Here is a 25,748-nt window from a genome sequence, read left to right on the forward strand (position 1 = left end):
GCCCTTCGCTCGTACCGGCGGAGGGCTTTGTCTGACGGCCGATAAGCTACGTCGCATCTCGCCCGGTAGAATTTCTGAAGCTTTGGATTTAGAGCGGGGCAGGGAGCACAACGACGATGAAACGCTCCGGCATGCCGCATCCCGATCCGACCGCCTTCATCCAGGCCAATCTGCCGATCTCACCCGTTCTGGCCATTCCTGAAATCCTGCTGCATACAGCAGGGCCTGCGAGCGGGCTCTGGCGACTTGCCGGCCGCGAAGAAGCCGATCCGGCGCCTTATTGGGCCTATCCCTGGGCCGGCGGCGCCGTGCTTGCCCGCCATCTGCTCGATCGGCCGGAAGCAGTTATCGGCCGCCGCGTCCTCGATCTCGGCGCCGGCTCGGGGCTCGTCGCCATCGCGGCGGCCAAGGCCGGCGCTGCCGCCGTGACGGCGATTGATGTCGATGCCAATGCCATCGCCGCAATCGGCCTTAACGCGACGGTGAACGGGGTGAGCATCGTTGCGGTCGCCGCCAATATCATCGACGAGCCGCCGCCGGAGGAGACTGATCTCCTCGTTGTCGGCGACCTGTTCTACGATCCCGAACTTGCCGTGCGGGTGATGGCTTTCCTGCGGCGTTGCCAGACCGCCGGCATCGAGGTGCTGATCGGCGATCCCCATCGCGCCTACCTGCCGCAGGGCGCACTTCAGCGAATTGCGACGCATGCGGTTTCGGATTTTGGCGCTGGGTCCAGCGGCGAGGCGGTGCAGGCGGGCGTTTTTTTCCTTTCCTGAAGCAGCTGAAGCCTGAACTATACTAGGAGATCCGGCCGCAACAGCATAACCGGGCAAGGCGCTCCGGCGGGCAGTTCCGGCGCGTGCGGCGGACGGATGATGAGGCAATCGGCTTGCGCAAACACTTTCATCATCGAGGAATCCTGCTTGCCGAAAGGTTCGGCCAGCCAGTTTCCGGCGGTGGATTTCGAAAGTTCCGCCCTGATATAGTCCTGGCGGTGGTCATTGGCGCGCAGGGAGACGGCCGCTTCCACTGTTGCCTCGCGGCGCACCGGCGGCAGGGAAGCGAGCTTGCGGATCAGCGGTTCCAGGAAGAGCAGCGAACAGACGAGGCTCGAGACCGGATTGCCGGGCAGACCGAGCACATGCGTCTCGCCCAAGCTGCCGACCATCAGCGGCTTGCCCGGACGCATGGCAATGCGCCAGAAATCGAGCTGCATGCCGGCCTCGATCAGCGTCGCCTGCACCAGATCATGATCGCCGACGGAAGCGCCGCCGAGCGTGACGATGACATCGGCATTGGCTCCCCGCGCCATATCGATCGCCGCGGTGATCCTGGCCTTGTCATCCGGGACGATGCCGAGGTCGAGCACTTCGGCACCGGCCTTGCGGGCGAGGGCTGCGATACCGAACGTATTGGATGCGATGATCTGTGAAGGGCCGGGCGTGCTTCCGGGCGGCAGCAATTCGTCGCCCGTTGCAAGGATTGCGATCAGCGGGCGCCGGAGAATCTCGACATCGGGCCGGTTCATGCCGGCTGCGACGGTCAGCCGCGAGAAATCGAGCACGGTGCCGGCCGAAAGCACGGCTTCGCCTTCGACGAAATCCTGGCCGCGGGGACGGATATGCTGCCCCTGCTGGACGGGAAAATTGGTTCGAATGCCGCCTTCGATCTTCTCCACATCCTCCTGCAGCAGGACGCTGTCGGCCCCCGGCGGCACGGGCGCGCCGGTGAAGATGCGGACGGCTTCTCCGCGACCGACGCTTCCCTCGAAGCCGTGGCCCGCAGCCGAGGTGCCGATGACCTTCAGCACAGCACCCGGCTCCGGCGCGTCGTCGCGGCGCAGCGCATAGCCATCCATCGCCGATGCATTGAAGGGCGGCTGTGTCAGGCCTGCCGTGAGATCGACGGCAAGGACGCGGCCCTCTGCTTCGGCGAGCGGCAGCGTCTCGGATGCTGTGACCGGCTTTGCCCGAGAGAGCAGCCGGTTCTGTGCCTCGGTGACCGGGAGAAGATTCATCTCGCCTCCGGATGACGGAAATCGCCGGATTTGCCACCGGATTTTTCGAGCAGCCTAATACCGCCGATTTCCATCGCCTTGTCGGCGGCCTTGGCCATGTCGTAGATTGTCAGACACGCGACGGAGACGGCTGTCAGCGCCTCCATCTCAACACCGGTCTTGCCGGTCAGCTTGGCGGTTGCCGTGACGCGCAGGCCGGGCAGGGCCGCGTCTTCCGCGATCTCGACCGTCACCTTCGTCAGCATCAGCGGGTGGCAGAGCGGGATCAGATTGGCGGTCTGTTTGGCGGCCATGATGCCGGCAAGGCGGGCCGTGCCGATGACATCGCCCTTCTTGGCATTGCCCTGGCGAATGAGAAGGAGCGTTTCCGACGCCATTCTCACATGGCCTTCGGCGGTGGCGACGCGCACCGTCTCGGCCTTGTCGGAAACATCGACCATATGCGCCTCGCCTGACGCGTCGATATGGGTGAGGCCGGGCTTACCGCCGCTCATCTCATTCGGCCGCGATTGCCGCTTCGCCGATGAGCAGCGCGCGGGTGGCGGCCGTCACGTCGTCCTTGCGCATCAGGCTTTCGCCGACCAGGAAGGTATTGATGTCGGCGGCCTGCAGGCGCTTGCAATCGGCGTGGGTGAAGATGCCGCTTTCGCCGACGAGGAGCCGGTCATCAGGAACCATGGAGGCAAGCGTCTCGCTGACGGTCAGGCTGACTTCGAAAGTGCGCAGATTGCGGTTGTTGATGCCGATAAGCGGCGAGGAGAGCTTCAGCGCGCGTTCCATTTCCGGCGCGTCGTGAACCTCGACCAGCACATCCATGCCAAGCGAAAAAGCTTCGTCCTGCAGACGCTCCGCCTCGTCGTCGGTCAGCGACGCCATGATCAGCAAAATGCAATCGGCGCCCCAGGCGCGGGCCTCATGGACCTGGTAGGTCTCGAACATGAAGTCCTTGCGCAAAGCGGGCAAGGCGCAGGCGGCACGCGCCGCGGTCAGGAATTCCGGCGCCCCCTGAAAGCTTGGCGTATCGGTGAGCACGGAAAGGCAGGCTGCACCGCCGGCTTCGTAGGCCTTTGCCAGCGCCGGCGGATCGAAATCCGGACGAATGAGGCCCTTGGACGGGCTGGCCTTCTTGATCTCGGCGATCAGGCCGAAACGGCCAGCCTCACGCTTGGCCGTAAGCGCTTGGTAAAAACCGCGCGGCGCGGACTGCCCGGCCTGCATTGCCTTCAGGTCGGCCAGCGACACCGTTGCCTTGGCGGCAGCGATTTCCTCACGCTTGTAGAGTTCGATCTTCTTCAGGATATCGCTCATACGGCAATCCTAATCGATATCGTTGGAAACGGCGATGAGTTTGTCGAGAGCGAGCGCCGTGGCGCCGCTGTCGAGCGAATGCGCGGCAAGCGTCATGCCGTCGCGGATCGTTTCGACCTTGCCCGAGATGACGAGCGAGGCGGCAGCATTGGCCAGCGAGACATCGCGGTAGGCGTTTTTCGCGCCGCTAAGAACCTCGCGAAGCGCTGCAGCATTGGCGACACCATCGCCACCCTTGATATCGGCGAGCACGCAGGGGCTGACGCCGAAGTCGGCGGGTGACAGCTCGAAGGCGCGGATCTTGCCGTCTTCGAGGGCAGCAACCTTGGTGATGCCTGTTGTCGTGATCTCGTCGAGACCGTCGCCATGGACCACCCAGACGCATTCGGAACCGAGATCGCGCATGACTTCGGCCAGCGGCACCAACCATTGCGGCGAAAAGACGCCCAGCAGCTGGCGGCGGACACCGGCCGGATTGGAGAGCGGCCCCAGAAGATTGAAGATGGTGCGGGTGCCGAGTTCGACGCGGGACGGGCCGACATGGCGCATGGCGGAATGATGAAGCTGCGCGAACATGAAGCCGACGCTGGCCTCCGCAATGCAGCGGGAAATGATCTCGGGACCGACGTCGATATTGACGCCGAGTGCAGCCAGATTGTCGGCCGCGCCGGATTTCGAGCTCAGCGCCCGGTTGCCGTGCTTTGCCACCGGCACACCGGCGCCGGCGACGATCAGTGCCGCCAGCGTCGAAATATTGTAGGTGCCGCTGGCATCGCCGCCGGTGCCAACAATGTCGATGGCATCGGCCGGCGCCTCGACGGTCAGCATTTTCGACCGCATGGTGGTGACGGCGCCGACGATCTCGTCGACAGTTTCACCGCGCACGCGCAGCGCCATCAGGAAGCCGCCGATCTGCGAAGGCGTCGCCTGGCCCGACATCAGGATGTCGAAGGCAGCACGCGCCTCGTCACGCGTCAGCGGCTCGCGGCTTGCGGCCTTGGCCAGGAACGGCTTCAGATCGGTCATAAAACCTCCCAAAGCATGACACCGGAGCGGCGATCGGGCACGTCATGCTCTAACTGTTGAACTCGACAGGATTCAGATTAGGCCACCGCGCCTAAAATCATCCTGTTCTAGAGCATGGTGCCGAAAAGTGTGAGCGGTTTTTCGGGCGGCATCATGCTCTAACTCTTTAATTTGGAACAGGATTCAGATTTTGGGCCGACCGAGCCTGAAATCATCCTGTTCTACCGGGCCGCCGTCTGTTCGGCGAGCGTCTGGTTGACCTCAGCGCCGTACTGCGTCTGCAGCAGGTTGACCATCTGATCGAGAATATCATCGCCGGCGGCGTTGGCCATGGCGGTGAGCTGGGCATCGCGGTTGTTCAGCACGTCGCCGGTCGGCTGGCTGTTGACCTCGGTGACCTTCATCAGGATCTGCGTCGAGGGATCGGCGCCGACAGCGCTCGCCACCGTGTCGAGAGGGCCGGAGAAGGCGGCCTTGACTCCGGCGCGGCCGAGAACCGGATCGTCGGTGGAGCGGGTGATGCCGCTCTTGCTTTCGACAGCGATGCCGAGTGGCGTCGCAATGTCGGCAAGGGCGGTGCCCTTTTGCGCCTGGGCCTTCAATTCGTCGGCCTTTTTGGCGAGTTCGGCCTTCTGCTGCTCCGCCGTCCAGTCCTCAACGGCTTTCTCGCGCACTTCGGCGATCGGGCGGTCACGGTCCGGCGTGATTTCGCGGACGTTGAACCAGACATAGCCGTCATTGTCGACCGGAAGCGGCGGCGCATCGACGCCGACCTCGGTCTTGAAAGCTTCGCCGAGCAGCTGCTGCTTGACGGGGATATCCTTGACCTCCTTGCCGTCCTTGTCGGCACCGGTCGCGTCGACGGCATCGATGGTGACGGCTTTGAGCTTCAGCTGGCCGGCAATATCTTCAAGCGTGGCGCCGCCGGCGCGCAAATCCTCGATCTGGTCGTGAACGTTGATGACTTCCTGAGAGGCGTTGGAAAGCGCCAGCTGGTTGCGGATCTCCTCCTTCACCTCGTCGAAATTCTTCACCGTTTCCGCCTTGATGTTGGTGATGCGCAGGATCACCGGACCGAAGGAGCCGTCGACAACCGGCGTCGTGCCGCCATCCTTCGAAACCGCGAAGGCGGCATCGGCGACGGCCTGATCGGGAACCTTGTCCTTAGTGAATTCGCCGAGCAGCACGTCGCTTGCCGTCTTGCCCTGGTCGGAGACCAGCTGATCGAAGCTGGTGCCACTCTTCAGCGCGGTTTCGGCGGCGGCGGCAAGATCCTTGCTGGTGAAGGTGAGCTGCTCGATGGTGCGGCTTTCCGGCGTACGGTAGCTATCCTTGCCCTTGTCGAAAGCCTCGCGGACCTGCTCGTCGGTGACGGTCGCGGCATCGGCGATATCGGCCGGCTGCAGCTTGAGATAGGCGATCTTGCGATATTCCGGCGCGCGGTAACGCTGCTTGACGCCCTCGAACCAGGAGGCCAGCACGTCGTCGGCCGGCGCCTTGATCGGTTCGATATTGGCATTGGTCAGCAAGAGGTAATCGACACTGCGACTTTCATCGCCATAAAGCTTCAAGGCGTCGAACAGCGTCTTCGGCGCGGTGAAACCGTTGGAGACCGCATCGACGATCTGGCTGCGGACGGCGACCTTGCTGCGCTCCTGGATGTAATCGTCCTGGCGGATGTTGGCATTGCGCAGGCGCGAGACGAACAGGTCGCGGTCGAACTGGCCGTTGACGCCCTTGAAAGCCGGATCATCGCCGATCAGCTGGGCGAGGCGATCCTCGGACAGGCCGAGATTCATGTCTGCGGCGAGCTGGTCGAGCGAAGCACCCGCGATGAGCTGAGAGAGGACCTGCTGTTCGACGCCGAAGGCACGGGCCTGTTCCGGGGTGAGGCGCATGCCGAATTGCTGGCTGAGGCTTGCCACCTGACGCTGATAGGCGAGGTGGAATTCGTTGACGCCCACACGCTGATCGCCGACGGTCACGACCGTGGTGCTGTTGCCGCCTGATATCAGCTCACGCGATACGCCCCAGACGCCGAAGGAGGCGACCAAGAGAAGCAGAAGCAGCTTGGCAACCCAGGTCTGAGCAGCTCTTCTCAGAAAATGGAACATGGAAACGCAAACCTCGCAGTATTCATTGACCCGCGCGCGGGCAGACATTCGACGTTCCTTAGACCAAACCCGACAGGAAATGAAGGGTTGTCACGCGAAAAGCTGCGCAGAGCGGCGGCGGCGGCGCAAGGCGTTGACAGCAAACAAAACATCGGCTTCGGCGGAACCTTTCGGGCCGCCATTTCGTTGAAGCGGCATCCCATGAAACAGGAGCAGACCATGGCAGATTTGAAAACCGCTTCCGCCGAGTCCACCGCTGCGCGCGTCAAGGCGGATATCGCAGCAGACGATCTGTCGGCGCAGGTCACGGCACTCCGTGAAGATCTGTCCAGACTGACGGACAGCGTGCGGGCGCTGGGGCAGGGGGCGAAGTCGGTGGTTACGGACGAAGCTTCGCTGATGACGGAACGGCTGCGCGACAAGGTTCGCGAAGAACCGATCATGGCGCTCGCGGTGACGGCGGGCATCGCCTATGTTTTCGGCCTGCTGAGCCGCCGCTGATACGGAATTCCGGACAGAAAAAAGCCGGACGCACGGCGCGCCCGGCTTTGAGTGATGTCTGACAGTTATGTCTGGGGCATCAGCGGCGAATGGCGCGGCCAATGAAAATCAGAAGGCAGGCACCGATGAAGCCGGTGATCAGATAACCCAGCCAGCCGGCCAGCGGCTGAATGTGCAAGAGACCGAGAATCCAGTTGGCGACGATCGCGCCGACAATGCCAAGCAATATGTTCATGAGCACGCCCATGCTGCTGCTCATGACTTTTTCCGCCAGCCAGCCGGCGATACCGCCGATGATGATGGCTGCAATCCAACCCACGCCTGCGCCTTCCATGGTAATCCCTCCTGGTAAACCGACTCGCAGGAGAGCACGAAACCGCAGAAAGTTCCACTCATGGAGGAACTTAGGCGATTATGGCTGCAAGAGGGTGACCGGCGTCTCCAAAAGGTAGGCAATCAGCTGGAACAGCAGGCCAGCTACAGCAAGCATCGCGAAGCCGAAAGGCATGATCAGGCTTTTGCTAAACATTCTTTCCTCTCCCCCTTTGAGTAAAGAATAAGCCTATGTGCGGTCGACTCAAGATTATTATTAACTGATAGTTAAGAGTGATATTTAAGTAAAATTGGAAATACCACCAATGTATTAGTATGACCCACTGCGACAGGCGATGAAATACACCGTTTACAGGCAATATCACCGTGAATTTGCAAACAATTCAACGTTTCATGGAGTTTTTACCTGATGTAACCTGGACCGTTAGGGGAATAGGGAGTCGGAACACTGCCCCGATTTGGTGCACGGATTGATTTTGGCGCGGACTGCATCATTTTTCCTGGAGTTCGGCTCCATCAGGGAAAAACTCGATGTCGAAAGCTGCTATCGCCTTTGCCTGCCTCTGCCTGCTGACGCTTTCCGCTTGCGGCAACACGGCCCACGGGCTGAAGAAGGATGGACAGCAGGCCAGCCACGCAATGGACAACGCGACGCATCGGGTGCTCTCGGCCGGCGCCAAGAAGTAACGGCACCAGCGAAACTGAAGCCGTCACCGAGCGGCAAGCTTACATGAAAAAAAAGCCCGCCTGGGGTGAGGCGGGCTTGGCATAACAGAGAGAATGGACGGATGGAAACCGTCTCGACTAATACAGCATTTCTTTAAGCGTATGGCTTTGCGTCATTCGACGTAACGCGGCCGACAGATTCCGGCCGCGACCGCCAGGATCGGGTTTAGAAGTTGCCCCAATTCTGGGCGCGGGCACGGGCGCGAATAATCCGATATTCGCGACCGCCATAGAGCGAACCGATGGTCAGCAGCAGCGTCAGAACGTCCCAGATGATATACATTACATGTTATCCTCTCAGGTTGGACGGCTCTGCCGTCGATCGGTGAACGTACAATAGCAATCTTTCAAACCTGCTTATATGACAAGAAATCGGGATAGGCGGGGAAGCGGGAAGGGCGCTTCATGAGGAGACGGAGTCGCCATCTTGGGAGGAGTAAGGGTGAATAGATCAGCCGGTGGCGGGCCATGACAATTTTCTCCGTCCGCCATATCACGGCCTATCGTTACCGCAGAGAGGTTGATTTCGGCGAGCATCGCCTGATGTTCCGGCCGCGCGACAGTTTCGACCAGCGGCTGATCGAGGCGTCGTTGACCACCTATCCGGAGCAAAGCCATGTACGCTGGATCCACGATGTTTTCGGCAATTGCGTGGCGCTCGTCGATTTTTCGCGGCCGTCGTCCGAGCTTCGTTTCGAAACCTGGATCACGCTCGACCACACACCCCAGCTCGCCCCGGATATTCGAATCGACGAAGCGGCGCTCACCTATCCATTCTCCTACGACAAGGACGAAATCGCCGATCTCGCGCCGGCGATGCAGCGCCACTATCCCGATCCGGGCGATGAGATCGGCCGCTGGTCGCGCCGGTTTGTGCGCCTGGGGCACCCGACTGAGACGGGGCACCTGCTGATGACGCTCTGCTATGCCATTCGGGAAAGCTTCGTTTATGCGCGGCGCCATGAACATGGGACGCAGGCACCGCTTGAGACCTTGCATCTTCGCTCCGGCACGTGCCGGGATTTCGCGCTTCTGATGATGGAGGCAGCACGCACGCTCGGCCTGGCAGCGCGATTCGTCAGCGGCTATGTTTACGTACCCGATCGGGACGGCTCCACCGTGCTCGGTGGCGGCTCCACACATGCATGGTGCCAGATCTACCTTCCCGGAGCCGGGTGGGCGGAGTTCGATCCGACCAACGGCATCGTCGGCAACCGCGATCTCATTCGCGTGGCCGTTGCCCGTGATCCTCGCCAGGCTGTTCCTTTGAGCGGCAGCTATGACGGCGACGGGTCGGATTTCGACAGCATGACGGTGCAGGTCAACGTGACCACGCAGCAGGCGGGGATAAAAGAGGGTTGATGGTGGATCGCCGCGGCTGGATGACAGTTGCGCGGCCGCTGGAACCGGGCAGCGCAATCGGCGTTCAATACTCACCTCCGCCCATGCGGGGAGAGGACGAGGAAGCCGCAATGAAGATACGCGCCGGGTTTCATCTGGGCTATGAATGCATTCAGCCGACGCCAATGCTGCTGGTGCTCAACATTCACCCCTCCCGTCGCGCCGATCTTCTGAGCGAGCAGGTCCTGACATTCGATCGGCCAATCGAAGTCTGGGAATATACCGACAGTTTCGGCAACGCCTGCAACCGGATCATCGCTCCGCCCGGGCTGACGACGATTTCGACCAGATTCGAGATTTACGATACGGGGCAACCCGACGTCGTGCCGACCGAGGCCGTACAACACGCGATCAAGGACCTGCCCGACGAGGTGCTCGTCTTTCTGCTTGGCAGCCGTTACTGCGACACCGACAGGCTTTCGGATTTTGCCTGGAAAACCTTCTCGTCGACGCCGCTCGGCTGGGCGCGTGTGCAGGCGATCTGCGACTTTGTGCATAACCACATCACTTTCGACTATCAGAAGGCCGACGTTCTCCGGACCGCGCATGGCGGCTTTACCGACAAGAGCGGCGTCTGCCGCGATTTCGCCCATCTCGCCATGGCGCTTTGCCGATGCATGAATATTCCCGCCAGATATTGCACGGGCTATCTCGGCGATATCGGCGTTCCAGCCGATCCCAATCCAATGGATTTCAGCGCCTGGTTCGAAGTCTTTCTCGGAGGTCATTGGCACACGGTCGACGCCCGCCACAACACACCCCGTATCGGCAGAATATTGATGGCGACCGGCCGCGACGCCACCGACGTCGCCATGTCGACGGCGTTCGGCCCGGCCACACTCTCCCGCTTCGAGGTGATCACCGAGGAAATGCCGTGAAGGCACACAAAGATTGCCGCGGGTAAGCGGTTCCCTACGCTTTCTTGAGGAATTCCGTTTTCAGCACCAGGCCCTTGACCTGCTTGGTGTTGCACTCGATCTCGCCGGGATTGTCGGTCAGTCGAATTCCCTTGACCAGGGTTCCGCGCTTCAGCGTCTCCGAGGTGCCCTTGACCTTCAGGTCTTTGACGAGAGTCACGGAATCGCCGTCGTGAAGCTGGCTTCCGTTGCTGTCCTTTACGATAATATCCTCGGCCATGATGTCCTCGCTTGATGATGCGGTAGGGGAAATCACGGCGACAAGGGATAGTCAACCGCCGCCCTGCCGCGCCCCGAGGCCGTTCACCTGGGCATGCAGATCATTTTTCCGTCGCGGCCACATTGATCGCCGCGGCACTCGCCATCTCGGTTGGGACTTACCGTCGTGGCCGAGCGCCCGCGGGGCATTGAGACCGGCCGGGGAGGCGACGCAGATCACTTCCCCCGGCCGTGGCCCCTCGCGCAAAACCGACCAAGGTCCGATCCGACCCGGACTTCGTGCCGATACCAAACGCTCGGTTGCTGCAATAGGTTTTCGCGGCGGGGCGGAATTGCGGAGTTTTATAGCCGTGACGAAAATTGTCGTTGTAGGAATGGTACTGACGCCGGTGATCTTCTGGGGTTCTATCGGCGTCTGGGTCTACTCGCTATTATCGTGAGGCCCCTCACACCTTCAGTCCTCGATCATTTCATCGGGTAATCGGCGAAGCGAAGTCATGGCCGGCGACGGTCCTGGACAATCTCAATTAAACCAGGATCATTGTCAAAGCTCCTGACCAGGAGTGCAGATCAACGGAAAGGCTGAGCCCGGTTCATTGTCTTGGCACGAGCCCGTCAAGCAGGAAATCCAGACCTTTCCTGAAAGCGCCGTCCCAATCATTATCCAGCAGCAGACGCGCACGCTCGATCGTCGGATATTTTTCGCTGAGGTGAGCAAGGCGCTGCTGCGCCGCGGCCATGTCGTCGTCGGAAAGGTCGAAATTCGCCCGGGTGATGGTCGCGCCGATCACATAGTTCCAGAGCGACCATATCGCGCCGTTCAAATCTGCGTCGGCGACGCCGGCATCGGATAAGATCCTGCCCAACAGTTCCAGGCGGTTGAGGATGTTCGGGCCGAGCGCCCGCCGCGGCAGCAGCGATGCCGACCAGGGATGGCGCAGCATGCTGGCGCGCCAGTCCTCGAGCATATGAAAGATTGCGCCGCGCCATTCCGCAGCCTCGATCCCTCGCGGCGGCGGCCCGCGATATTCGAGAACCGAGTCGAGCGCCAGATCAAAGACTTCCTCTTTGTTGTCGACGTGCCAATAGAGGCTCATCGCGCCCGCGCCGAGGCTTTCGGCCAGGCGGCGCATCTTCAATCCGTCGACACCATCGGCATCCAGCAGTTCGACCGCGGTCGCCACGATCCGTTCGATCGAAAGCGCCGGTTCACTGCCCCCCTGCTGCACGGACGGGACCGACTCAACTCTCCGTTGAGGCCGTTTACCCTGAGCGCCGCCGCCTTTGGCTGCCATGCGTCCTTCCTAAATGATCTGAAGGCCGTTTTAAGCCGACAAAGCCATGAATGTCGACTCCTGCCGATTGACTCGTACAACGTACGATGCGATTTGATCGTACGTTGTACGAGTCAAGTATCCAACGATCGAACGAGGATTCAACCGGAGACCGCGGGCGATGCTCGCAGTCCGCATGGCCAAGAGAAAATCATGTCACACACCATCAAACATCTGCTTTTCGGAGGGCTGATCATCATGACCACGGGAATTTCCACTGCGACGGCGGCGAATGCGGGCGACCTCAAGCCGACCATCGTAAATCCGAAAAACCTCTACGACCCGACGCCGAACGGCTACAGCACGGCGGTGATCGCACCGCGCGGCGCCCGGTTGGCCTATATCTCCGGGCAGGGTGGCCAGGACGGCACCGGCGCCTTTTCGCCGGACTTCGCCGTCCAGGTTAAGCAGGCCTACGCAAATCTGCGCGCCGCTCTCGATGGGCTCGGCGCAAGGCCGGATCAGGTCGTCAAGCTTACGATCTTCGTGGTCAATCATGACATGTCCAAGCTCGAAGTGCTGACCAGGAACGTCAAAGAAACCTTCGGCGCGGCGCTGCCGGCGCAGACGCTTGTCCCGGTTCCCAAACTTGCAATAGACCCGATGCTCTTCGAGGTCGAAGCCGTCGTCGTTCTGGAATGACGGCCGCGCGCGATCCGGCTGAGGCAAGGCCTCCGGTCTTCTCTTCGACCTGAGCTTATCGCTGCAGAAAACGGCGGGGCCGCCGTTTTCACCCACCGCCTGCACCGATCTCAAGGGCACGCCCCAAGACTGCAGAATGGGGCGGCAGAACGCTGGCACATGAAAATGGAAATGGCGGAAGAGGTGGGATTCGAACCCACGGTACGGTTTCCCGCACGCCGGTTTTCAAGACCGGTTCCTTAAACCACTCGGACACTCTTCCAAGTAATTGAGAAGCTGTAAGAAATTCCGTCTCGGGATTTCTGGTGCATCGGTGGTTTCTGCCGATTTGCTGCCCATTCACTCACAGGGCGGCTTTTTAGCAGCTTTGACCGCAGCGTCAACTTGTTCTGCAGAGAAGCGGCTTCAACAGCCGCTTCTCTCTGCCGTCGTCAGACCAGGACGGTGAAGTTGTCAAATGCGAGCTGCGGAAAGCCCGTCGGCTCTACCTCGGGCTGAATATCGAAGCGGATGAAATCGACTGCTCCCAAGGCTTCCAGCGAAATGTGCTGGCCATCGGCAATGGTGTCGCCATAAACCGTCAGCGACATCTCGCTCACCTTGTTGCCGCCGATATAGCCTTCGAACGTCACAAGGGCATCGACACCGTGATAGGCCGGGTCGAAAACAGTCGCGACGTCGACACCCTCCACGGTGAAGAGTTTGCCGTCAACGCGATCGAAGAATGGATTGTAGGGGTTGGTGACGACGTATTCGTTGCCGCCGGATTCGGCGACCGTCCACAGATTGCCGTCCAGCTTATCGCCGAACTTGAAACCGGCATAGCCCGAGGCGATATCCGGCTGCCCGGGATATTCCGTCGGAGCTTCCTCGAAATCGATGGAATACAGCCCTTGCGGAGGCGTATGCACGCCGATGTTGAGATTGGCGACATCCGTACCGCCTTTTCCATCGGAGATCTTGAAGGAGAATTTCTCGGCGAAGACCTCACCGGACTCAAGGCTTGCGGGATCGCTGACCGTGTAACTATAGCTGCCGTTGCTCCAGACCGTCAGCGTTCCGTGCTCACCCTCGATGGTCAGATATCCTGCTTCACCCGCCTTATTGGGAATTCTTATTCCGTTGACGAACTGAACCTGAAGCAGGTCGCCATCGGAATCTGAGGCACTTTCGAGAAGGTTTCCTTCAATGGCTTCCGCTGGTGCGTAGTCGTGGACCAACACGTCAGGCACTGTTGGTTTGTGATTTGCCATAGCTCGTCTCCCTAAAGATGAGCGTGGAAAGGACGCCGGGCTACGACCCGAACGCCGCAAATAAACTTTCTACTCCACTTTGTGTCAAGCAACAAACTACACGTCCCAAGAGAGTGACCGCCGCGGTTACCCCTGCAGGGCACGCCCAACAACGTGAAGAGCAAGCCGCACCACTACCCTGAGCTGAAAGCTCCAACTCCAGCGGAGATTGGCGGCCTCTTGCGCTCGGTGGACGTTAACCTTCATTTCGCAGCTGTGTCGCTCCGGGGCATCTGACGCTCCGAAAACTGGCTTTGCAGATGCCAAATGATCCGCATCGGCACGCCAATTGCGGCTCTGACTGCAGCCTCAGAAGGGTAGGGCGGCAGCTTCGCGTTAGCGATCTGTAAACCATAATCATCGGAATTGTCGCTATCGCTTCGAAAACGTTCGTAAATTCGCCACGAACCCAGCAAATTTAAAGTCTCGTTAGGCGGGTGGGCATAAGGCGTTATTGGCCCGAGATGGGGCAAAGTTCCTTAACCATAACGATGTTTGAGCGGCGTGGGACATATGACATTGGGATACGGGGCGACGTCTTTCGCAACGACTGCGCGATGGCTGGCGATATCGGCGATGTGTGCGACGGTTGCGGCATGCGGCACAACACAGGCCGTGCCGAATAAAAAAGCCCATGGCAAAGAGTATTTCTCGGAATCCGAATATGGCGTGAAGGCCAGCCCCCGCGTCGCCACCGGCAACAACATCCCGAAGGGTGGCGGCCGCTACATCGTCGGCAATCCTTATGTGGTGAAGGGTAAATGGTATTATCCGAAGGAAGACTTCTCTTATAGCAAGGTCGGCATCGCGTCCTGGTATGGTTCCGCCTTTCATGGACGCCTGACGGCGAACGGCGAAGTCTACGACCAGATGCATCTTTCCGCCGCGCATCCGACTTTCCCACTGCCGAGCTATGCTCGCGTCACCAATGTCGAGAACGGCTCATCGATCATCGTGCGCGTCAACGATCGTGGTCCCTATCACGAAGGACGCATCATCGACCTTTCCAACAAGACTGCCAACATGTTGGATCTGCAGCACAGCGGCACCGGCAAGGTGCGCGTTCAATATGTCGGCCGCGCTCGTATGGATGGCCACGACATGCCCTACCTGATGGCCTCCTACGTACCGAAGGGCAGCCGCATTCCCGGCGTCAATCCGGAAGGGCAGATTGCAAGCGGCGTAATGGTTGCCTCCAACAGCCGCAAGATCACCCGCGATCAACTGCAGAGCGCCGAAGATTACGAGGTGCAGCCGGCCAAGGTGCCGGTGCCGATGTCGGCGACCTCCTATGCCGGCTCAACGCCGAGCGCGCGCTACAATTCGGCGCCCGCGCTTGCCCCGGGCGCCCATGTTCTGGTGGCTCCAACGGCACCCGCCGCAGACGCCGCGCCGGCTTTCGATCAGATGGTCGTGCTGCCGGAGATCGGTCCCATGCCCTATGAACGGCCCTATGGCGGCTCGCAGCCTTCCCTCGCGCTCGGCTATCAGAACGAGGGCGTGAAGACGGTGACGGTCGATCTCGCCTTCGACGCGGTGATGGTGCGCAATGACGGGCTGACGCAGGCCTCGATCCTTGCCTCGGCCAAGCGCCAACAGGCAAAATCCGCGGCGCGCTGAGCATGGCGATTGCATCGGATTTCGCCGCGCTCTAACCTTCTCAAAACTGCCGTTCACCGATGGGACTTGCGATGCTGAGGCCTGTGCTTCGCCTTCTAGAGCGGTTGCGCTTTTCACCGAAGCGCAGACCCGCTCTAACCTTTTGTTTTTCCGCAATTTCGGAGGCAAACCCGCTCGGCACTTTTTCCGCATTTGCTCTTGCATGCCTGATGCCGCTCGCCGCAGGCGCGCAGGCAACCGATGGGGGCGCCGCCGGTTTCGCCACCAAGGCGGCGCAGGCCTATATGATCGAGGCATCGACCGGCACGGTGCTTCTCGCCAAGAACGAGGATCAGGCCTTTTCGCCGGCTTCGCTTGCCAAGCTGATGACAATGGATCTCGTCTTCGAGGCGGTGGCGAAGGGCCAGATCACCCTCGATACCGAATATCCGGTTTCCGAATATGCCTGGCGCACCGGCGGCGCGCCGTCGAGGACGGCGACGATGTTTGCCGCCCTGAAATCGCGGGTGCGCGTCGAGGACCTGATCAAGGGCATCGCCATCCAGGGGGCCAATGACAGCTGTATCATCCTCGCCGAGGGCATGGCCGGAAGCGAGCAGCAATTCGCCGAATCGATGACGCGCCGCGCCCGTGAGATCGGAATGGAGAAGGCGGTGTTCGGCAATTCCACCGGCCTTCCTGATGGTAAGAGCAAGGTGACGGCGCGCGAGATGGTGACTCTTGCCGTCGCCCTCCAGCAATCCTATCCCAATCTTTATCCCTATTTTGCCCAGCCCGATTTCGAGTGGAACAAGATCTTTCAGCGCAACCGCAATCCGCTACTCGGGCTCGATCTCGGTGCTGACGGACTTGCCACGGGCTTTACCGAAGGTGAGGGTTATTCGATCGTCGCCTCGGTCCAGCGCGACGGCCGGCGGCTGTTTCTGGCGCTCGCCGGAATCGCCTCAGACAAGGAGCGGACGGAAGAGGCCAAGCGTGTGCTCGAATGGGGCCTGACGGCCTTCGAGAACCGGCAGATTTTCGCCGAGCATGAAGTGATCGGCGCAGCCAGCGTCTATGGCGGCACGGCGCGCACCGTCGATCTGATCGCCAAAGCGCCGGTCAGCGTCTACATTCCGGTCAGCAATCCCGACCGGTTGTCGGCGCGCATCGTCTATCGCTGGCCGCTGACAGCGCCCGTGCAGCCGGATTATCAGGCCGGCACGCTCAGGATTTTCGCCGGCAGCCGGCTTCTCAGGGAAGTCCCGCTCTATACCGCGCAGGCGGTTGGCGAAGGCTCGCTCAGCAGCCGCGCCGTCGATGCCATGCTGGAACTCGGCGAATCGCTGTTTTTCTCCTGGCTCTGGGACAAGTCCGCGCCCGGCTGAAGCCGTTATCGCCAAGCGGCTGCACTGTCGCGCACCACACGTTCAAGACTTGAGCGCCGGGCCTTCTGATATAATTTGCCGGGGAAGGTGATTATGTCGCCGTGGCGAAAGGTTTTCCTTCCCGATGTCTTCGGATAGATAGAAGAGGCGGGGCGCGCGCGCGCGTGCGGCGCCCGGAATGCGGGAAGCTGTCATTGTCATCCGGTACGGGATTGTTCGTTACGTTTGAAGGCGGGGAAGGCGCGGGGAAATCCACGCAGATCCGCCGCCTCGCGGAGGCGCTGAAGGGCGAAGGCCACGAGGTGCTGGTGACGCGCGAACCGGGCGGATCGCCCGGCGCCGAGGCCGTGCGCCACGTCCTCTTGTCCGGGGCTGCCGAGGCCTTCGGCACACGGATGGAGGCGATCCTTTTCGCCGCTGCGCGCAACGACCATGTCGAAGAGGTGATCCGGCCGGCCCTTGCCGCGGACAAGATCGTGCTCTGTGACCGCTTCATGGATTCCTCCCGTGTCTACCAGGGTATCACCGGCAACCTCGAACCCGATTTCATCGAGACGCTGCAGCGCATCGCCATCAATGGCGTCGTACCCGATTGCACCTTGATACTCGACCTTCCCGCAAAGGTTGGCCTGGAGCGGGCGCAGAAGCGCAGCGCGGCCGAAGCGCCCGACCGCTTCGAGAAGGAGCGGCTCGAAACGCATGAAAAACGGCGCGAAGCCTTTCTCGATATCGCCGCGCGCGAGCCGGAGCGCTGCCGCGTTGTCAACGCTATGCAGACGGAGGAGGCGATCGCGGCCGAGATCTTGGCGATCGTCAGGCAGCTCAAGTCGCCCGCAGACCGCGCCCGATTGCCGGAAGCGGCCCATCATGAGTGAAGCCCATCATGAGTGAGGAGAGGCCGGGACTGCTCGACGGCGCCATCTGGCCGGCCGAGAACACCAGATTATTTGGTCATGAGGAGGCGGAGGCCTTCCTCGCGCAATCCTACCGATCCGGCAAGGGGCATCACGCCATCCTGATCGAGGGGCCGGAGGGCATCGGCAAGGCGACGCTCGCCTTCCGCTTCGCCAACCACGTGCTTTCGCATCCCGATCCAGAGACGGCGCCGGAGACGATCGGCGATCCGGACCCCGCCTCGGCGGTCAGCCGCCAGATCGTCTCCGGCGCCTCGCACAATCTCTTGCATCTTGCCCGGCCGGTGGACGAAAAGACCGGCAAGGTGAAATCGGCGATAACAGTCGACGAGGTGCGCCGCGCCGGCAAGTTCTTCTCGCAGACGTCAGGCACCGGCAACTGGCGGATCGTCATCATCGATCCGGCCGACGACATGAACCGCAATGCGGCCAACGCCATCCTGAAGATCCTCGAGGAGCCGCCGAAGCGAGCGCTGTTTCTGGTGCTGTCGCATGCGCCGGGTCGGCTGCTGCCGACGATCCGTTCGCGCTGCCTACCGCTGAAACTGTCGCCGCTTTCAGACGATGCGCTGGTGGCAGCCCTTGACCATCTCGGCATATCCGGCGAGGGCGGGGCGCTACTTGCAGCGGCTAAGGGCAGCGTGGGCGAAGCGCTGAAGCTCTTGAACTATGGCGGCGGAGAGATCATCGCGGCCTATGACGAGGTGCTTTCCGCCGAAGGGCCGGCGGCCCGCAAGGCGATGCACCGGCTGGCCGATGCGCTTTCGGGCAAGGAAAGCGACACGATCTTCGATTTCTTCGTCAGCCATGTCGGCGACGACATCATGAACCGTGCGCGTGTGGCAGCGGGCGAGGGGCAGATCGCTGCTGCCGAACGCCTGGCGCGGCTCTATTCCGAGATCACTGAGCGGCTCACCATTTCGGATGCCTATAATCTCGACCGCAAGCAGACGATCATCAGCATTCTCGCCGATATCAAGCAGCCGGGCCTCTAAAGCGCGTCGCATCAAATTTGATTCATGCGACGCGCTTTAGCTCCTTGTCTTTATGCATGTCGTTGTCCCGAACTGCTGCACAATTCCGGGCGACATGCATTAGAATCCTCAACCTGGTTAGCCGGTCAGGAGCTTGCCTGCGACGACGGCGAGCGTGGCGGCCAAGACGATGCGGATGGTGCGTTCGTGCAGCTTCGGCGCCAGAAGGCTGCCCATGATGATGCCGGGAATCGACCCGACGAGCAGGGCAAACAGCATCGCCCAGTCGATCTCGCCGATCACCCAATAGCCCGTGCCGCCAATCAGGGTCAGCGGGACCGCATGGACGATATCGGAACCGACGATCTCGCGCACGTTAAGCCTGGGATAGAGGACCAGCAGGATCGTCACACCGAGTGCACCGGCGCCGACCGAGGTCAGGGTGACGAGGACGCCAAGACAGAACCCAAGAATGACGGTGAGGACGAGAATGGTTGCCGGTTGCGGCGGCGTGCGATCGCCGATGGCGCGCCGCGCCAATTCGAGGATCGAGCCTCGGAAGACCAGCATGATCGCGGTCATGACAAGAAGCCAGCCGAGCGCAACCGTAATGGTGTTGGTCACGCCGATGCTTTTACGATCGACGCCTGCCAACAGCCAGAGCATCAGCACGGCCGCCGGTACACTGCCGGCGGCGAGGCTGCCGACGATCTTCCAGTTGATCCGTCCATGCATGCCGTGAACGGCAGTGCCCGCCGTCTTGGTGATCGCCGCATAGAGGAGATCGGTGCCGACAGCGGTTGCGGGATGGACGCCGAACAGCAGCACCAGCAGCGGCGTCATCAGCGACCCGCCACCAACGCCGGTGATGCCGACAAGCGCGCCGACAAACAGGCCCGAGATCGAATAGAGCGGCTCAAATGTCAAACAAGCGTCCCCAACGGCGCGCGGCCACAACAAACCGGATCGATGAAAACTGACACTTCGTTCTGTCCCGCCCTCTTTCTGACGACCGGTAGTTTGGGTGCGAAGCGGAGTCAAGTTCGTGACCCCGCGTCCCGGAAATCATAACGGCGCCAAAACTTGATGTTTCGCTTGGCGGAGACATGCGCTAAGAGCGGCTGACCATTTTTATAGAGTAAGCCGGACATTGGCCGCCATGACAGACAAGACACCCTTCTACATCACCACCGCGATTTCCTATCCCAACGGCAAGCCGCATATCGGCCATGCCTATGAGCTGATCGCGACGGATGCGATGGCGCGCTACCAGCGCCTGGACGGCAGGGATGTCTTCTTCCTGACGGGCACCGACGAACACGGCCAGAAGATGCAGCAGACGGCGCGTGCCGAGGGGATTACCGCCCAGGACCTCGCTGACCGCAACTCCGGCGAATTCCAAGCGATGGCGAAGCTGCTCAACGCCTCGAACGATGATTTCATCCGCACCACGCAGGAGCGCCATCACGAGACGTCGCGCAACATCTGGAGACTGATGGCCGACAATGGTGACATCTACAAGGACAGCTATGCCGGCTGGTATTCGGTGCGCGACGAGGCCTATTACCAGGAAAACGAGACGGAGCTGCGCGCCGACGACGTGCGCTACGGGCCGCAGGGCACGCCCGTCGAATGGGTGGAAGAGGCAAGCTATTTCTTCAAGCTCTCCGAATACCAGGAGAAGCTGCTGGCGCATTACGAGGCCAATCCCGATTTCATCGGTCCGGCCGAGCGCCGCAACGAGGTGATCTCCTTCGTCAAGTCGGGTCTCAAGGACCTCTCGGTCTCGCGCACGACCTTCGACTGGGGCATCAAGGTTCCCAACGATCCAGCCCATGTCATGTATGTCTGGGTCGACGCGCTGACCAACTACATTACCGCGACCGGCTATATCGAAGACAGGAACGGTCCCAGGGCGAAATACTGGCCGGCTGATGTTCACATCATCGGCAAGGACATCATCCGCTTCCATGCGGTCTATTGGCCGGCCTTCCTGATGTCGGCGAAGCTGCCGCTGCCGAAGCGCGTCTTTGCCCATGGCTTCCTGCTCAACAAGGGCGAGAAGATGTCGAAGTCGCTCGGCAATGTCGTCGATCCCGTCAACCTCGTGAACCACTTCGGCCTCGATCAGGTGCGCTATTTCTTCCTGCGCGAAGTGTCATTCGGCCAGGACGGCAGCTACAGCGAAGAGGCGATCGGCACGCGCATCAATTCCGATCTCGCCAACGGCATCGGCAATCTCGCCAGCCGCTCGCTGTCGATGATCGTCAAGAATTGTGACGGCAAAATCCCGGAATGCGGACCGCTGAGCGAAGAGGACAAGGCGATGCTGGCGCAGGCCGACGCACTGCTTGCCTCGACGCGCGAAGACATGGGCAAGCAGCTCATCCACCGGGCGCTCGCCTCGATCATCGCTGTCGTTTCGGAGGCCGACCGCTATTTCGCCGGCCAGGCGCCCTGGGCGCTGAAGAAGACCGATCCGGCGCGCATGGGAACGGTGCTTTACGTCACGGCCGAGGTGGTGCGCCAGATCGCCATCCTGCTGCAGCCCTTCATGCCGGACTCATCGGGCAAACTGCTCGATCTCGTGGCCGCACCTGCCGACAAGCGCGATTTTGCCGCCCTCGGCGAGGCCGGCCGCCTGATCGCCGGTACGGCGCTCGAGGCGCCGACGCCGGTCTTCCCGCGTTACGTGGCTCCGGAGGCTTGAGGCCGTGCTGATCGATACGCATTGCCATCTGGATTTCGCCGACTTCGAGGCCGAGCGCGACGAGATTGTCGCGCGCGCACATCGGGCTGGTGTCAAACAGATGGTGACGATCTCGACGCGTGTGCGCAAGCTCGACGGGCTGCTCGCGATCACCGAGAAATATCCCTCGGTGTTCTGCTCCGTCGGTACGCATCCGAACAATGCCGACGAAGAGCTAGATATCCAGACGGAAGAGTTGGTGCGCCTTGCCTACGCCCATGAGAAGGTGGTGGCGATCGGCGAGGCGGGGCTCGATTATTTCTACGATACGCAAAAGCCCGAAGACCAGCAGACCGGCTTCCGCCGCCATATCGCGGCGGCGCGCGAGACGCAACTGCCGCTCGTCATCCATAGCCGCAGCGCCGACGAGGACATGGCAGCGATCCTGACCGAGGAAACGGGGAAGGGGGCTTTCCCCTTTATCCTGCACTGCTTCTCGGCTGGTCCGGAACTTGCGCGAACCGGCGTCGAGCTCGGCGGCTATGTCTCCTTTTCCGGCATCCTGACCTTCCCGAAGTCGGAAGAGCTGCGCGAGATTGCCAAGACGGTCCCGCATGAGCGGCTGCTGGTGGAAACGGACGCACCGTATCTGGCGCCGAAGCGCTGGCGCGGCAAGCGCAACGAGCCGTCCTATGTCGTCAACACGGCCGAAGTGCTCGCCGAGACGATCGGCCTTTCCTACGCGGAGATCGCACGGATCACGACGGAGAACGCTTTCCGCCTGTTCTCGAAAATGCCGAGGATCTAGCAGCGTGCTCTACCGGCGGCGTTTCACCATTCTTGGCTGTTCGTCGTCACCGGGCGTGCCGCGCATTTCTGGCGACTGGGGTGCCTGCAATCCCGACAATCCGAAAAACCGGCGCACGCGCGCCTCGTTCATGGTGCAGCAATTCGGCCCTGAGGGCGTCACGACGGTTGTCGTCGACACCGGGCCGGATTTTCGCGAGCAGATGATCAGGTCAGGGGCCGACCATGTCGATGCCGTGCTCTACAGCCATCCGCATGCCGACCACATTCACGGTATCGACGATCTGCGCGGCTATTTCCACAATACGCGCCGCCGGGTGCCGATCTTTGCCGACCAATATACGATGGACAGGCTGCGTGAAGCCTTCCGCTATTGCCTGGAAACGCCGCCCGGCAGCAATTATCCGCCGGTCGTGCTGCCTGTTGTCATCGAAAATTTCGACGAACCTGTCGAAATCCGCGGTCCCGGCGGCAAGATCGACTTTTACCCGCATATCCAGCAGCATGGCGATATCCATTCGCTCGGCTTCCGCATCGGCGATGTGGCTTATTGCAGCGATATCAGCGATTTCCCGCCGCAGACCGTCGAGAAACTGCAAAATCTCGAAGTTCTGATCATTGACGCCCTGCAATATACCTATCATCCGAGCCATCTGTCGCTGGAACAGTCGCTCGACTGGATCAGCCGGCTCAAGCCGAAACGGGCGATTCTAACCCATATGCATACGCCGCTGGATTACGATGCGGTGATGGCTGAGACGCCCGAGCATGTGGTTCCGGCGTTTGACCAGATGAGCTTCGAGATTGAGGTCAGCGCATAATTCTGGGCGCCGCAACCTCCTGCTCTGTGTCTGAAAAGACGCTGCGGGTCGAGGCGAAAACCTCGACCCTGATGCAGGATCACGGCATATAGGGCAGAACCTCGACGGCGCCGCGATAGATCATATCGAGCGAGACGTAGAGGATGATCACCAGACCGACATAGGCGATCCAGCGATGGCGGCTGAGCAGCCGGGCGATCACATGGGCGGCGATGCCCATCAACGCGATCGACAGACCGAGGCCGATGACCAGCACGCTCGGATGTTCGCGCGCAGCTCCGGCAACGGCGAGCACGTTATCGAGCGACATCGAGACGTCGGCGATGACGATCTGGGTCGCCGCCTGGAAGAAGGTCTTTTTCGGCGCGCCTTCGCCGGTCTCCGCCAGGTGTTCCTCGCTATGGCCATTGCGAAGCTCGCGCCACATCTTCCAGCAGACCCAGAGCAACAGCAGGCCGCCGGCCAGGAGCAGGCCGACAATCGCCAGCAGATAGACCGCAACGCTGGCAAAGAGAATACGCAGAATGGTTGCGGCCAGAATGCCGACGATGATCGCCTTGCGCCGTTGCGTGGCCTCAAGGCCGGCCGCGGCAAGACCGATAACCACGGCGTTGTCGCCAGCGAGAACAAGGTCGATAGCAATGACCTGCAGCAAAGCCGTCAGACCGGCTGCCGTGAAGATGTCCATATGAAATGTCCCCAATGCGTCAAAGCCGTGCTAGCGTCTCCACGGTTTGACGTCAACCGCTGAGGGATGCAACAGCCGGTGCAATTCACCGCGCGGTGCACCGAAACGACAAGCGGCAGCGTTATGGAACTGACGGTCAAGCCCCGCCGAGCCGTCGCCCTTACGGTGGAACATTCGTCTCGGCTGCCGGTTCTCCGAGTCAGGAAACCAGGCGTCGGGTCGGCGGCTGGAACGCGACATCGAGAGGAGAGTTCCGTGAGCAACATTCACAACGATACCAACCCCGGTTTTTCCGGCCCCGTGGGCGGCGGCAGCCTTACCGCCTTTTTCGACAGCCGGTCGGAGGCCGAATCCGCGGTTTCCCGTCTCGAGGACGCCGGCGTCCCTGTGGCGAGAATAAGATTGTTGCCGGGATATGAGGCGGATGAGAAAAATGCCGGCGTCATGGGCGACGACCGCAGCGGCTTTTTCGACGCGCTGGCAGACTTCTTCTTCCCGGACGAGGACCGCGCGATGTACGCAGAAGGGCTGCGGCGAGGCGGCTTCCTCGTTCAGGTCAACGATATCGATGACGCGCTCTACGAAACCGTTCATGATATCCTGGACGACGAGGGCAGCATCGACATCGACGAACGGGCGGATCTCTGGTTATCGGAAAGCGGGCGCCAAGGCGGGTCGAATACCGGTTTTGCGGGCTCGGCCCATGGCGGCAAGGCCGCGGACGACCTGGCAGTATCCGAAAGCGCATTCGAAGGGCCGGCTTCCGACGAGGCGCCGGTCGCAGTGCGCGACACCGCGCATGGAAGCGCCAAGGTTCGTGCTTATAAATTCACCGGCGCTTCCACATCATCGAACGATTCGCAACAGCAGTCGCAGACGCAAGGCGGGTCGCAGCAAAGCCAGAGTTTCCGGCGCGATCATTGATGTGCAGCGAGGCCGGCGGCAATGCCGAGCCTCGCTGCGCTCACTTATTCGAGGACAAGTCGATGCAATCATCCATCAACCGCGACGGCTTTCTTCCGCCCGATCCCGATGAACTGGTCGCGGAAGGTGAACCGCCTTTTGCCGATGCCGCCCCCGAGTCCGCGCGTGAAAAGGCCGACCAAAGTCTGCACCACCTGCAGCGAGAATTGCGGCTGCTTCAGGCGCGCATCGGCCTGTTACGTGACGATGCGGAAGCAGCGCTGAAAGCCAAGGCAACATCCGTCGATGCGAATGCCCATCTGCAGCTGGGCGACTATCCGTGGCTGAAACTCGCCATCGCCACCGGCGCAGCCTTCGTCGCGGCAAGGGCAATCAGAAGCTTGCCGTTCGGCGTATTGCTGGCCGGATTTGCCGGTCATGTCTCGCAGACCAGACGGTGGTGAACGATCCGGCACGTAACCGGCAAAGTGGATTCCATTCTGATCGTCGTTGTCCGAACCGTGGAGACTACGAAGCAGTGACCGGGCGCCTGTTCTTCGCCAACCAGCGTCAAGAAGTTCCGCGTTTTGTAGCGATGGACAGAGTGAAGGTGAGCCCGAATATCGCCTTGGACCCGCAACGCGATCGGAGCTGAGCCGGACTGGGGCAGCGCAAAGGCGGAGCGGCGTAAGCCTTTGGCCTCGTTGACAAAGGCCTATGTTCCATAATCTATCTTATGTGATCTTTGTGTGTAGCCGGGTGGGTTCAAGGATGAAGTGCGACTTGCGAATGATACCAATGGGTTGTCACTCGCAAGGAAGCTTCAATGAAACGCACCTACTCGCACATCGACATGGATGAACGGCGCAAGATCGCCCGCTGGCGCATGGCGGGCCTCACTGTTGGCATCATCGCCGAGAAGCTTGGGCGTCATCGCTCGACGATTTTCCGAGAGATTCGACGTAACATGTTCATCGATGAAGTCGTCCCGGATCTGAACGGCTATTAGCGCTAAATTGCGGAAGCTATCGCGCTTTTCTAATGTCAGGCAGTCCGTCATAGACCGGATCATGCATGGCTGGTCGCCGCAGCAGATCGCCGGCCGAATGCGGCTAGAGCGACATCCTGTCTCGGT

General features: G+C 61.0%; 26 protein-coding genes, 1 tRNA gene and 1 pseudogene. 16 read left to right on the forward strand and 12 right to left on the reverse strand.

All coding sequences use genetic code 11. The annotated features are described in order from the left end of the window. The first annotated feature begins 116 nt into the window (after positions 1-116). Complete coding sequence (locus tag A7X77_RS26775) at positions 117-776, forward strand: class I SAM-dependent methyltransferase (protein ID WP_064685865.1); 660 nt, start codon at positions 117-119, stop codon at positions 774-776. A 17-nt stretch (positions 777-793) separates the two neighbouring features. Here the strand turns inward: A7X77_RS26775 and A7X77_RS26780 are convergent, their stop codons facing one another. From A7X77_RS26780 to A7X77_RS26800, 5 genes are all read right to left on the reverse strand, one after another. Next, positions 794-2,017 (reverse strand): molybdopterin molybdotransferase MoeA, encoded by a 1,224-nt coding sequence (locus tag A7X77_RS26780; protein WP_064685866.1) that lies wholly within the window; start codon positions 2,015-2,017, stop codon positions 794-796. After that, a complete protein-coding gene (gene moaC, locus A7X77_RS26785) occupies positions 2,014-2,511 on the reverse strand; it encodes a cyclic pyranopterin monophosphate synthase MoaC (protein WP_064685867.1) in 498 nt (165 codons plus the stop codon). Before moaC ends, A7X77_RS26780 begins: the two co-directional genes overlap by 4 nt. A gap of 1 nt (position 2,512) precedes the next feature. Further along, positions 2,513-3,325 (reverse strand): indole-3-glycerol phosphate synthase TrpC, encoded by an 813-nt coding sequence (trpC, locus tag A7X77_RS26790; RefSeq protein ID WP_064685868.1) that lies wholly within the window; start codon positions 3,323-3,325, stop codon positions 2,513-2,515. Positions 3,326-3,334: 9 nt separating this feature from the next. After that, a complete protein-coding gene (gene trpD, locus A7X77_RS26795) occupies positions 3,335-4,351 on the reverse strand; it encodes an anthranilate phosphoribosyltransferase (RefSeq protein WP_064685869.1) in 1,017 nt (338 codons plus the stop codon). Between the two features lie 221 nt (positions 4,352-4,572). After that, the gene (locus A7X77_RS26800; RefSeq protein ID WP_064685892.1) at positions 4,573-6,465 is read right to left on the reverse strand and encodes a SurA N-terminal domain-containing protein; all 1,893 of its coding nucleotides are present in this window, start codon (positions 6,463-6,465) and stop codon (positions 4,573-4,575) included. 219 nt (positions 6,466-6,684) lie between these two features. On the opposite strand from A7X77_RS26800, the gene A7X77_RS26805 reads away from it, so the two are divergent. Beyond that, entirely contained in the window at positions 6,685-6,966 is a 282-nt protein-coding gene (locus A7X77_RS26805; protein WP_004672489.1) for a hypothetical protein, read from the forward strand. A gap of 79 nt (positions 6,967-7,045) precedes the next feature. Here A7X77_RS26805 and A7X77_RS26810 read toward each other — a convergent pair whose 3' ends face one another. Beyond that, positions 7,046-7,300, reverse strand: a complete 255-nt coding sequence (locus tag A7X77_RS26810) for a GlsB/YeaQ/YmgE family stress response membrane protein (RefSeq protein WP_064685870.1) — start codon at positions 7,298-7,300, stop codon at positions 7,046-7,048. Between the two features lie 530 nt (positions 7,301-7,830). Between A7X77_RS26810 and A7X77_RS26815 the strand changes: the two genes are divergently transcribed. From A7X77_RS26815 to A7X77_RS26825, 3 genes are all read left to right on the forward strand, one after another. Continuing rightward, a complete protein-coding gene (locus tag A7X77_RS26815; RefSeq protein WP_064685871.1) occupies positions 7,831-7,986 on the forward strand; it encodes a hypothetical protein in 156 nt (51 codons plus the stop codon). Between the two features lie 507 nt (positions 7,987-8,493). Further along, positions 8,494-9,387: a transglutaminase family protein gene (locus A7X77_RS26820; RefSeq protein ID WP_064685872.1), complete on the forward strand. Its 894-nt coding sequence runs from the start codon at positions 8,494-8,496 to the stop codon at positions 9,385-9,387. Positions 9,388-9,497: 110 nt separating this feature from the next. Continuing rightward, a complete protein-coding gene (locus A7X77_RS26825) occupies positions 9,498-10,304 on the forward strand; it encodes a transglutaminase-like domain-containing protein (protein ID WP_064685893.1) in 807 nt (268 codons plus the stop codon). A gap of 34 nt (positions 10,305-10,338) precedes the next feature. Here the strand turns inward: A7X77_RS26825 and A7X77_RS26830 are convergent, their stop codons facing one another. Both A7X77_RS26830 and A7X77_RS26835 read right to left on the reverse strand, forming a co-directional pair. Further along, positions 10,339-10,563 (reverse strand): alkylphosphonate utilization protein, encoded by a 225-nt coding sequence (locus tag A7X77_RS26830; RefSeq protein ID WP_064685873.1) that lies wholly within the window; start codon positions 10,561-10,563, stop codon positions 10,339-10,341. Positions 10,564-11,155: 592 nt separating this feature from the next. Further along, positions 11,156-11,857 (reverse strand): TetR/AcrR family transcriptional regulator, encoded by a 702-nt coding sequence (locus tag A7X77_RS26835; protein ID WP_064685874.1) that lies wholly within the window; start codon positions 11,855-11,857, stop codon positions 11,156-11,158. 192 nt (positions 11,858-12,049) lie between these two features. Between A7X77_RS26835 and A7X77_RS26840 the strand changes: the two genes are divergently transcribed. Then, complete coding sequence (locus A7X77_RS26840; RefSeq protein WP_064685875.1) at positions 12,050-12,538, forward strand: RidA family protein; 489 nt, start codon at positions 12,050-12,052, stop codon at positions 12,536-12,538. Between the two features lie 172 nt (positions 12,539-12,710). Here the strand turns inward: A7X77_RS26840 and A7X77_RS26845 are convergent. Further along, a tRNA-Ser gene (locus A7X77_RS26845) sits at positions 12,711-12,800 on the reverse strand. A gap of 169 nt (positions 12,801-12,969) precedes the next feature. Then, a complete protein-coding gene (locus A7X77_RS26850) occupies positions 12,970-13,791 on the reverse strand; it encodes an Ig-like domain-containing protein (protein ID WP_064685876.1) in 822 nt (273 codons plus the stop codon). A gap of 552 nt (positions 13,792-14,343) precedes the next feature. Here A7X77_RS26850 and A7X77_RS26855 point away from each other — a divergent pair. The 4 genes from A7X77_RS26855 (at position 14,344) to A7X77_RS26870 (ending at position 18,726) form a co-directional block, all read left to right on the forward strand. Further along, the gene (locus A7X77_RS26855; protein WP_064685877.1) at positions 14,344-15,450 is read left to right on the forward strand and encodes a septal ring lytic transglycosylase RlpA family protein; all 1,107 of its coding nucleotides are present in this window, start codon (positions 14,344-14,346) and stop codon (positions 15,448-15,450) included. 209 nt (positions 15,451-15,659) lie between these two features. Next, entirely contained in the window at positions 15,660-16,817 is a 1,158-nt protein-coding gene (locus A7X77_RS26860) for a D-alanyl-D-alanine carboxypeptidase family protein (RefSeq protein WP_082928870.1), read from the forward strand. A gap of 194 nt (positions 16,818-17,011) precedes the next feature. Further along, complete coding sequence (tmk, locus tag A7X77_RS26865) at positions 17,012-17,692, forward strand: dTMP kinase (protein WP_064685878.1); 681 nt, start codon at positions 17,012-17,014, stop codon at positions 17,690-17,692. A gap of 8 nt (positions 17,693-17,700) precedes the next feature. Further along, positions 17,701-18,726, forward strand: a complete 1,026-nt coding sequence (locus A7X77_RS26870) for a DNA polymerase III subunit delta' (RefSeq protein ID WP_064685895.1) — start codon at positions 17,701-17,703, stop codon at positions 18,724-18,726. 117 nt (positions 18,727-18,843) lie between these two features. Here the strand turns inward: A7X77_RS26870 and A7X77_RS26875 are convergent, their stop codons facing one another. After that, positions 18,844-19,632 carry a sulfite exporter TauE/SafE family protein gene (locus tag A7X77_RS26875; RefSeq protein ID WP_064685879.1) on the reverse strand — a complete coding sequence of 263 codons (789 nt, stop codon included), beginning with the start codon at positions 19,630-19,632 and terminating at the stop codon, positions 18,844-18,846. 232 nt (positions 19,633-19,864) lie between these two features. On the opposite strand from A7X77_RS26875, the gene metG reads away from it, so the two are divergent. Genes metG through A7X77_RS26890 form a run of 3 tightly spaced genes read left to right on the forward strand, consistent with a single transcriptional unit; the run spans position 19,865 to position 23,022 of the window. Continuing rightward, entirely contained in the window at positions 19,865-21,415 is a 1,551-nt protein-coding gene (metG, locus tag A7X77_RS26880) for a methionine--tRNA ligase (RefSeq protein ID WP_064685880.1), read from the forward strand. 4 nt (positions 21,416-21,419) lie between these two features. After that, entirely contained in the window at positions 21,420-22,202 is a 783-nt protein-coding gene (locus tag A7X77_RS26885; RefSeq protein ID WP_064685881.1) for a TatD family hydrolase, read from the forward strand. 4 nt (positions 22,203-22,206) lie between these two features. Continuing rightward, positions 22,207-23,022 (forward strand): MBL fold metallo-hydrolase, encoded by an 816-nt coding sequence (locus tag A7X77_RS26890; protein ID WP_064685882.1) that lies wholly within the window; start codon positions 22,207-22,209, stop codon positions 23,020-23,022. A gap of 79 nt (positions 23,023-23,101) precedes the next feature. Here A7X77_RS26890 and A7X77_RS26895 read toward each other — a convergent pair whose 3' ends face one another. After that, on the reverse strand, positions 23,102-23,710 hold the full coding sequence (locus A7X77_RS26895) for a TerC family protein (RefSeq protein WP_064685883.1): 609 nt from the start codon (positions 23,708-23,710) through the stop codon (positions 23,102-23,104). A gap of 255 nt (positions 23,711-23,965) precedes the next feature. Between A7X77_RS26895 and A7X77_RS26900 the strand changes: the two genes are divergently transcribed. From A7X77_RS26900 to A7X77_RS32695, 3 genes and pseudogenes are all read left to right on the forward strand, one after another. Further along, positions 23,966-24,634 (forward strand): hypothetical protein, encoded by a 669-nt coding sequence (locus A7X77_RS26900; protein WP_064685884.1) that lies wholly within the window; start codon positions 23,966-23,968, stop codon positions 24,632-24,634. Positions 24,635-24,696: 62 nt separating this feature from the next. Further along, complete coding sequence (locus tag A7X77_RS26905) at positions 24,697-25,077, forward strand: hypothetical protein (protein WP_064685896.1); 381 nt, start codon at positions 24,697-24,699, stop codon at positions 25,075-25,077. Between the two features lie 362 nt (positions 25,078-25,439). Beyond that, positions 25,440-25,748, forward strand: a pseudogene (locus A7X77_RS32695) (transposase); the annotation flags it as partial.

It is taken from the genome of Rhizobium bangladeshense, assembly GCF_001662075.1.
Classification (GTDB): Bacteria; Pseudomonadota; Alphaproteobacteria; order Rhizobiales; family Rhizobiaceae; genus Rhizobium; species Rhizobium bangladeshense_B.

Coding starts and splice junctions, on each gene's coding strand:
- A7X77_RS26775 (WP_064685865.1), top strand. CDS start 117: ATGAAACGCTCCGGCATGCCGCATCCCGATCCGACCGCCTTCATCCAG.
- A7X77_RS26780 (WP_064685866.1), bottom strand. CDS start 2,017: ATGAATCTTCTCCCGGTCACCGAGGCACAGAACCGGCTGCTCTCTCGG.
- moaC (WP_064685867.1), bottom strand. CDS start 2,511: ATGAGCGGCGGTAAGCCCGGCCTCACCCATATCGACGCGTCAGGCGAG.
- trpC (WP_064685868.1), bottom strand. CDS start 3,325: ATGAGCGATATCCTGAAGAAGATCGAACTCTACAAGCGTGAGGAAATC.
- trpD (WP_064685869.1), bottom strand. CDS start 4,351: ATGACCGATCTGAAGCCGTTCCTGGCCAAGGCCGCAAGCCGCGAGCCG.
- A7X77_RS26800 (WP_064685892.1), bottom strand. CDS start 6,465: ATGTTCCATTTTCTGAGAAGAGCTGCTCAGACCTGGGTTGCCAAGCTG.
- A7X77_RS26805 (WP_004672489.1), top strand. CDS start 6,685: ATGGCAGATTTGAAAACCGCTTCCGCCGAGTCCACCGCTGCGCGCGTC.
- A7X77_RS26810 (WP_064685870.1), bottom strand. CDS start 7,300: ATGGAAGGCGCAGGCGTGGGTTGGATTGCAGCCATCATCATCGGCGGT.
- A7X77_RS26815 (WP_064685871.1), top strand. CDS start 7,831: ATGTCGAAAGCTGCTATCGCCTTTGCCTGCCTCTGCCTGCTGACGCTT.
- A7X77_RS26820 (WP_064685872.1), top strand. CDS start 8,494: ATGACAATTTTCTCCGTCCGCCATATCACGGCCTATCGTTACCGCAGA.
- A7X77_RS26825 (WP_064685893.1), top strand. CDS start 9,498: ATGAAGATACGCGCCGGGTTTCATCTGGGCTATGAATGCATTCAGCCG.
- A7X77_RS26830 (WP_064685873.1), bottom strand. CDS start 10,563: ATGGCCGAGGATATTATCGTAAAGGACAGCAACGGAAGCCAGCTTCAC.
- A7X77_RS26835 (WP_064685874.1), bottom strand. CDS start 11,857: ATGGCAGCCAAAGGCGGCGGCGCTCAGGGTAAACGGCCTCAACGGAGA.
- A7X77_RS26840 (WP_064685875.1), top strand. CDS start 12,050: ATGTCACACACCATCAAACATCTGCTTTTCGGAGGGCTGATCATCATG.
- A7X77_RS26850 (WP_064685876.1), bottom strand. CDS start 13,791: ATGGCAAATCACAAACCAACAGTGCCTGACGTGTTGGTCCACGACTAC.
- A7X77_RS26855 (WP_064685877.1), top strand. CDS start 14,344: ATGACATTGGGATACGGGGCGACGTCTTTCGCAACGACTGCGCGATGG.
- A7X77_RS26860 (WP_082928870.1), top strand. CDS start 15,660: ATGCCGCTCGCCGCAGGCGCGCAGGCAACCGATGGGGGCGCCGCCGGT.
- A7X77_RS26870 (WP_064685895.1), top strand. CDS start 17,701: ATGAGTGAGGAGAGGCCGGGACTGCTCGACGGCGCCATCTGGCCGGCC.
- metG (WP_064685880.1), top strand. CDS start 19,865: ATGACAGACAAGACACCCTTCTACATCACCACCGCGATTTCCTATCCC.
- A7X77_RS26895 (WP_064685883.1), bottom strand. CDS start 23,710: ATGGACATCTTCACGGCAGCCGGTCTGACGGCTTTGCTGCAGGTCATT.
- A7X77_RS26905 (WP_064685896.1), top strand. CDS start 24,697: ATGCAATCATCCATCAACCGCGACGGCTTTCTTCCGCCCGATCCCGAT.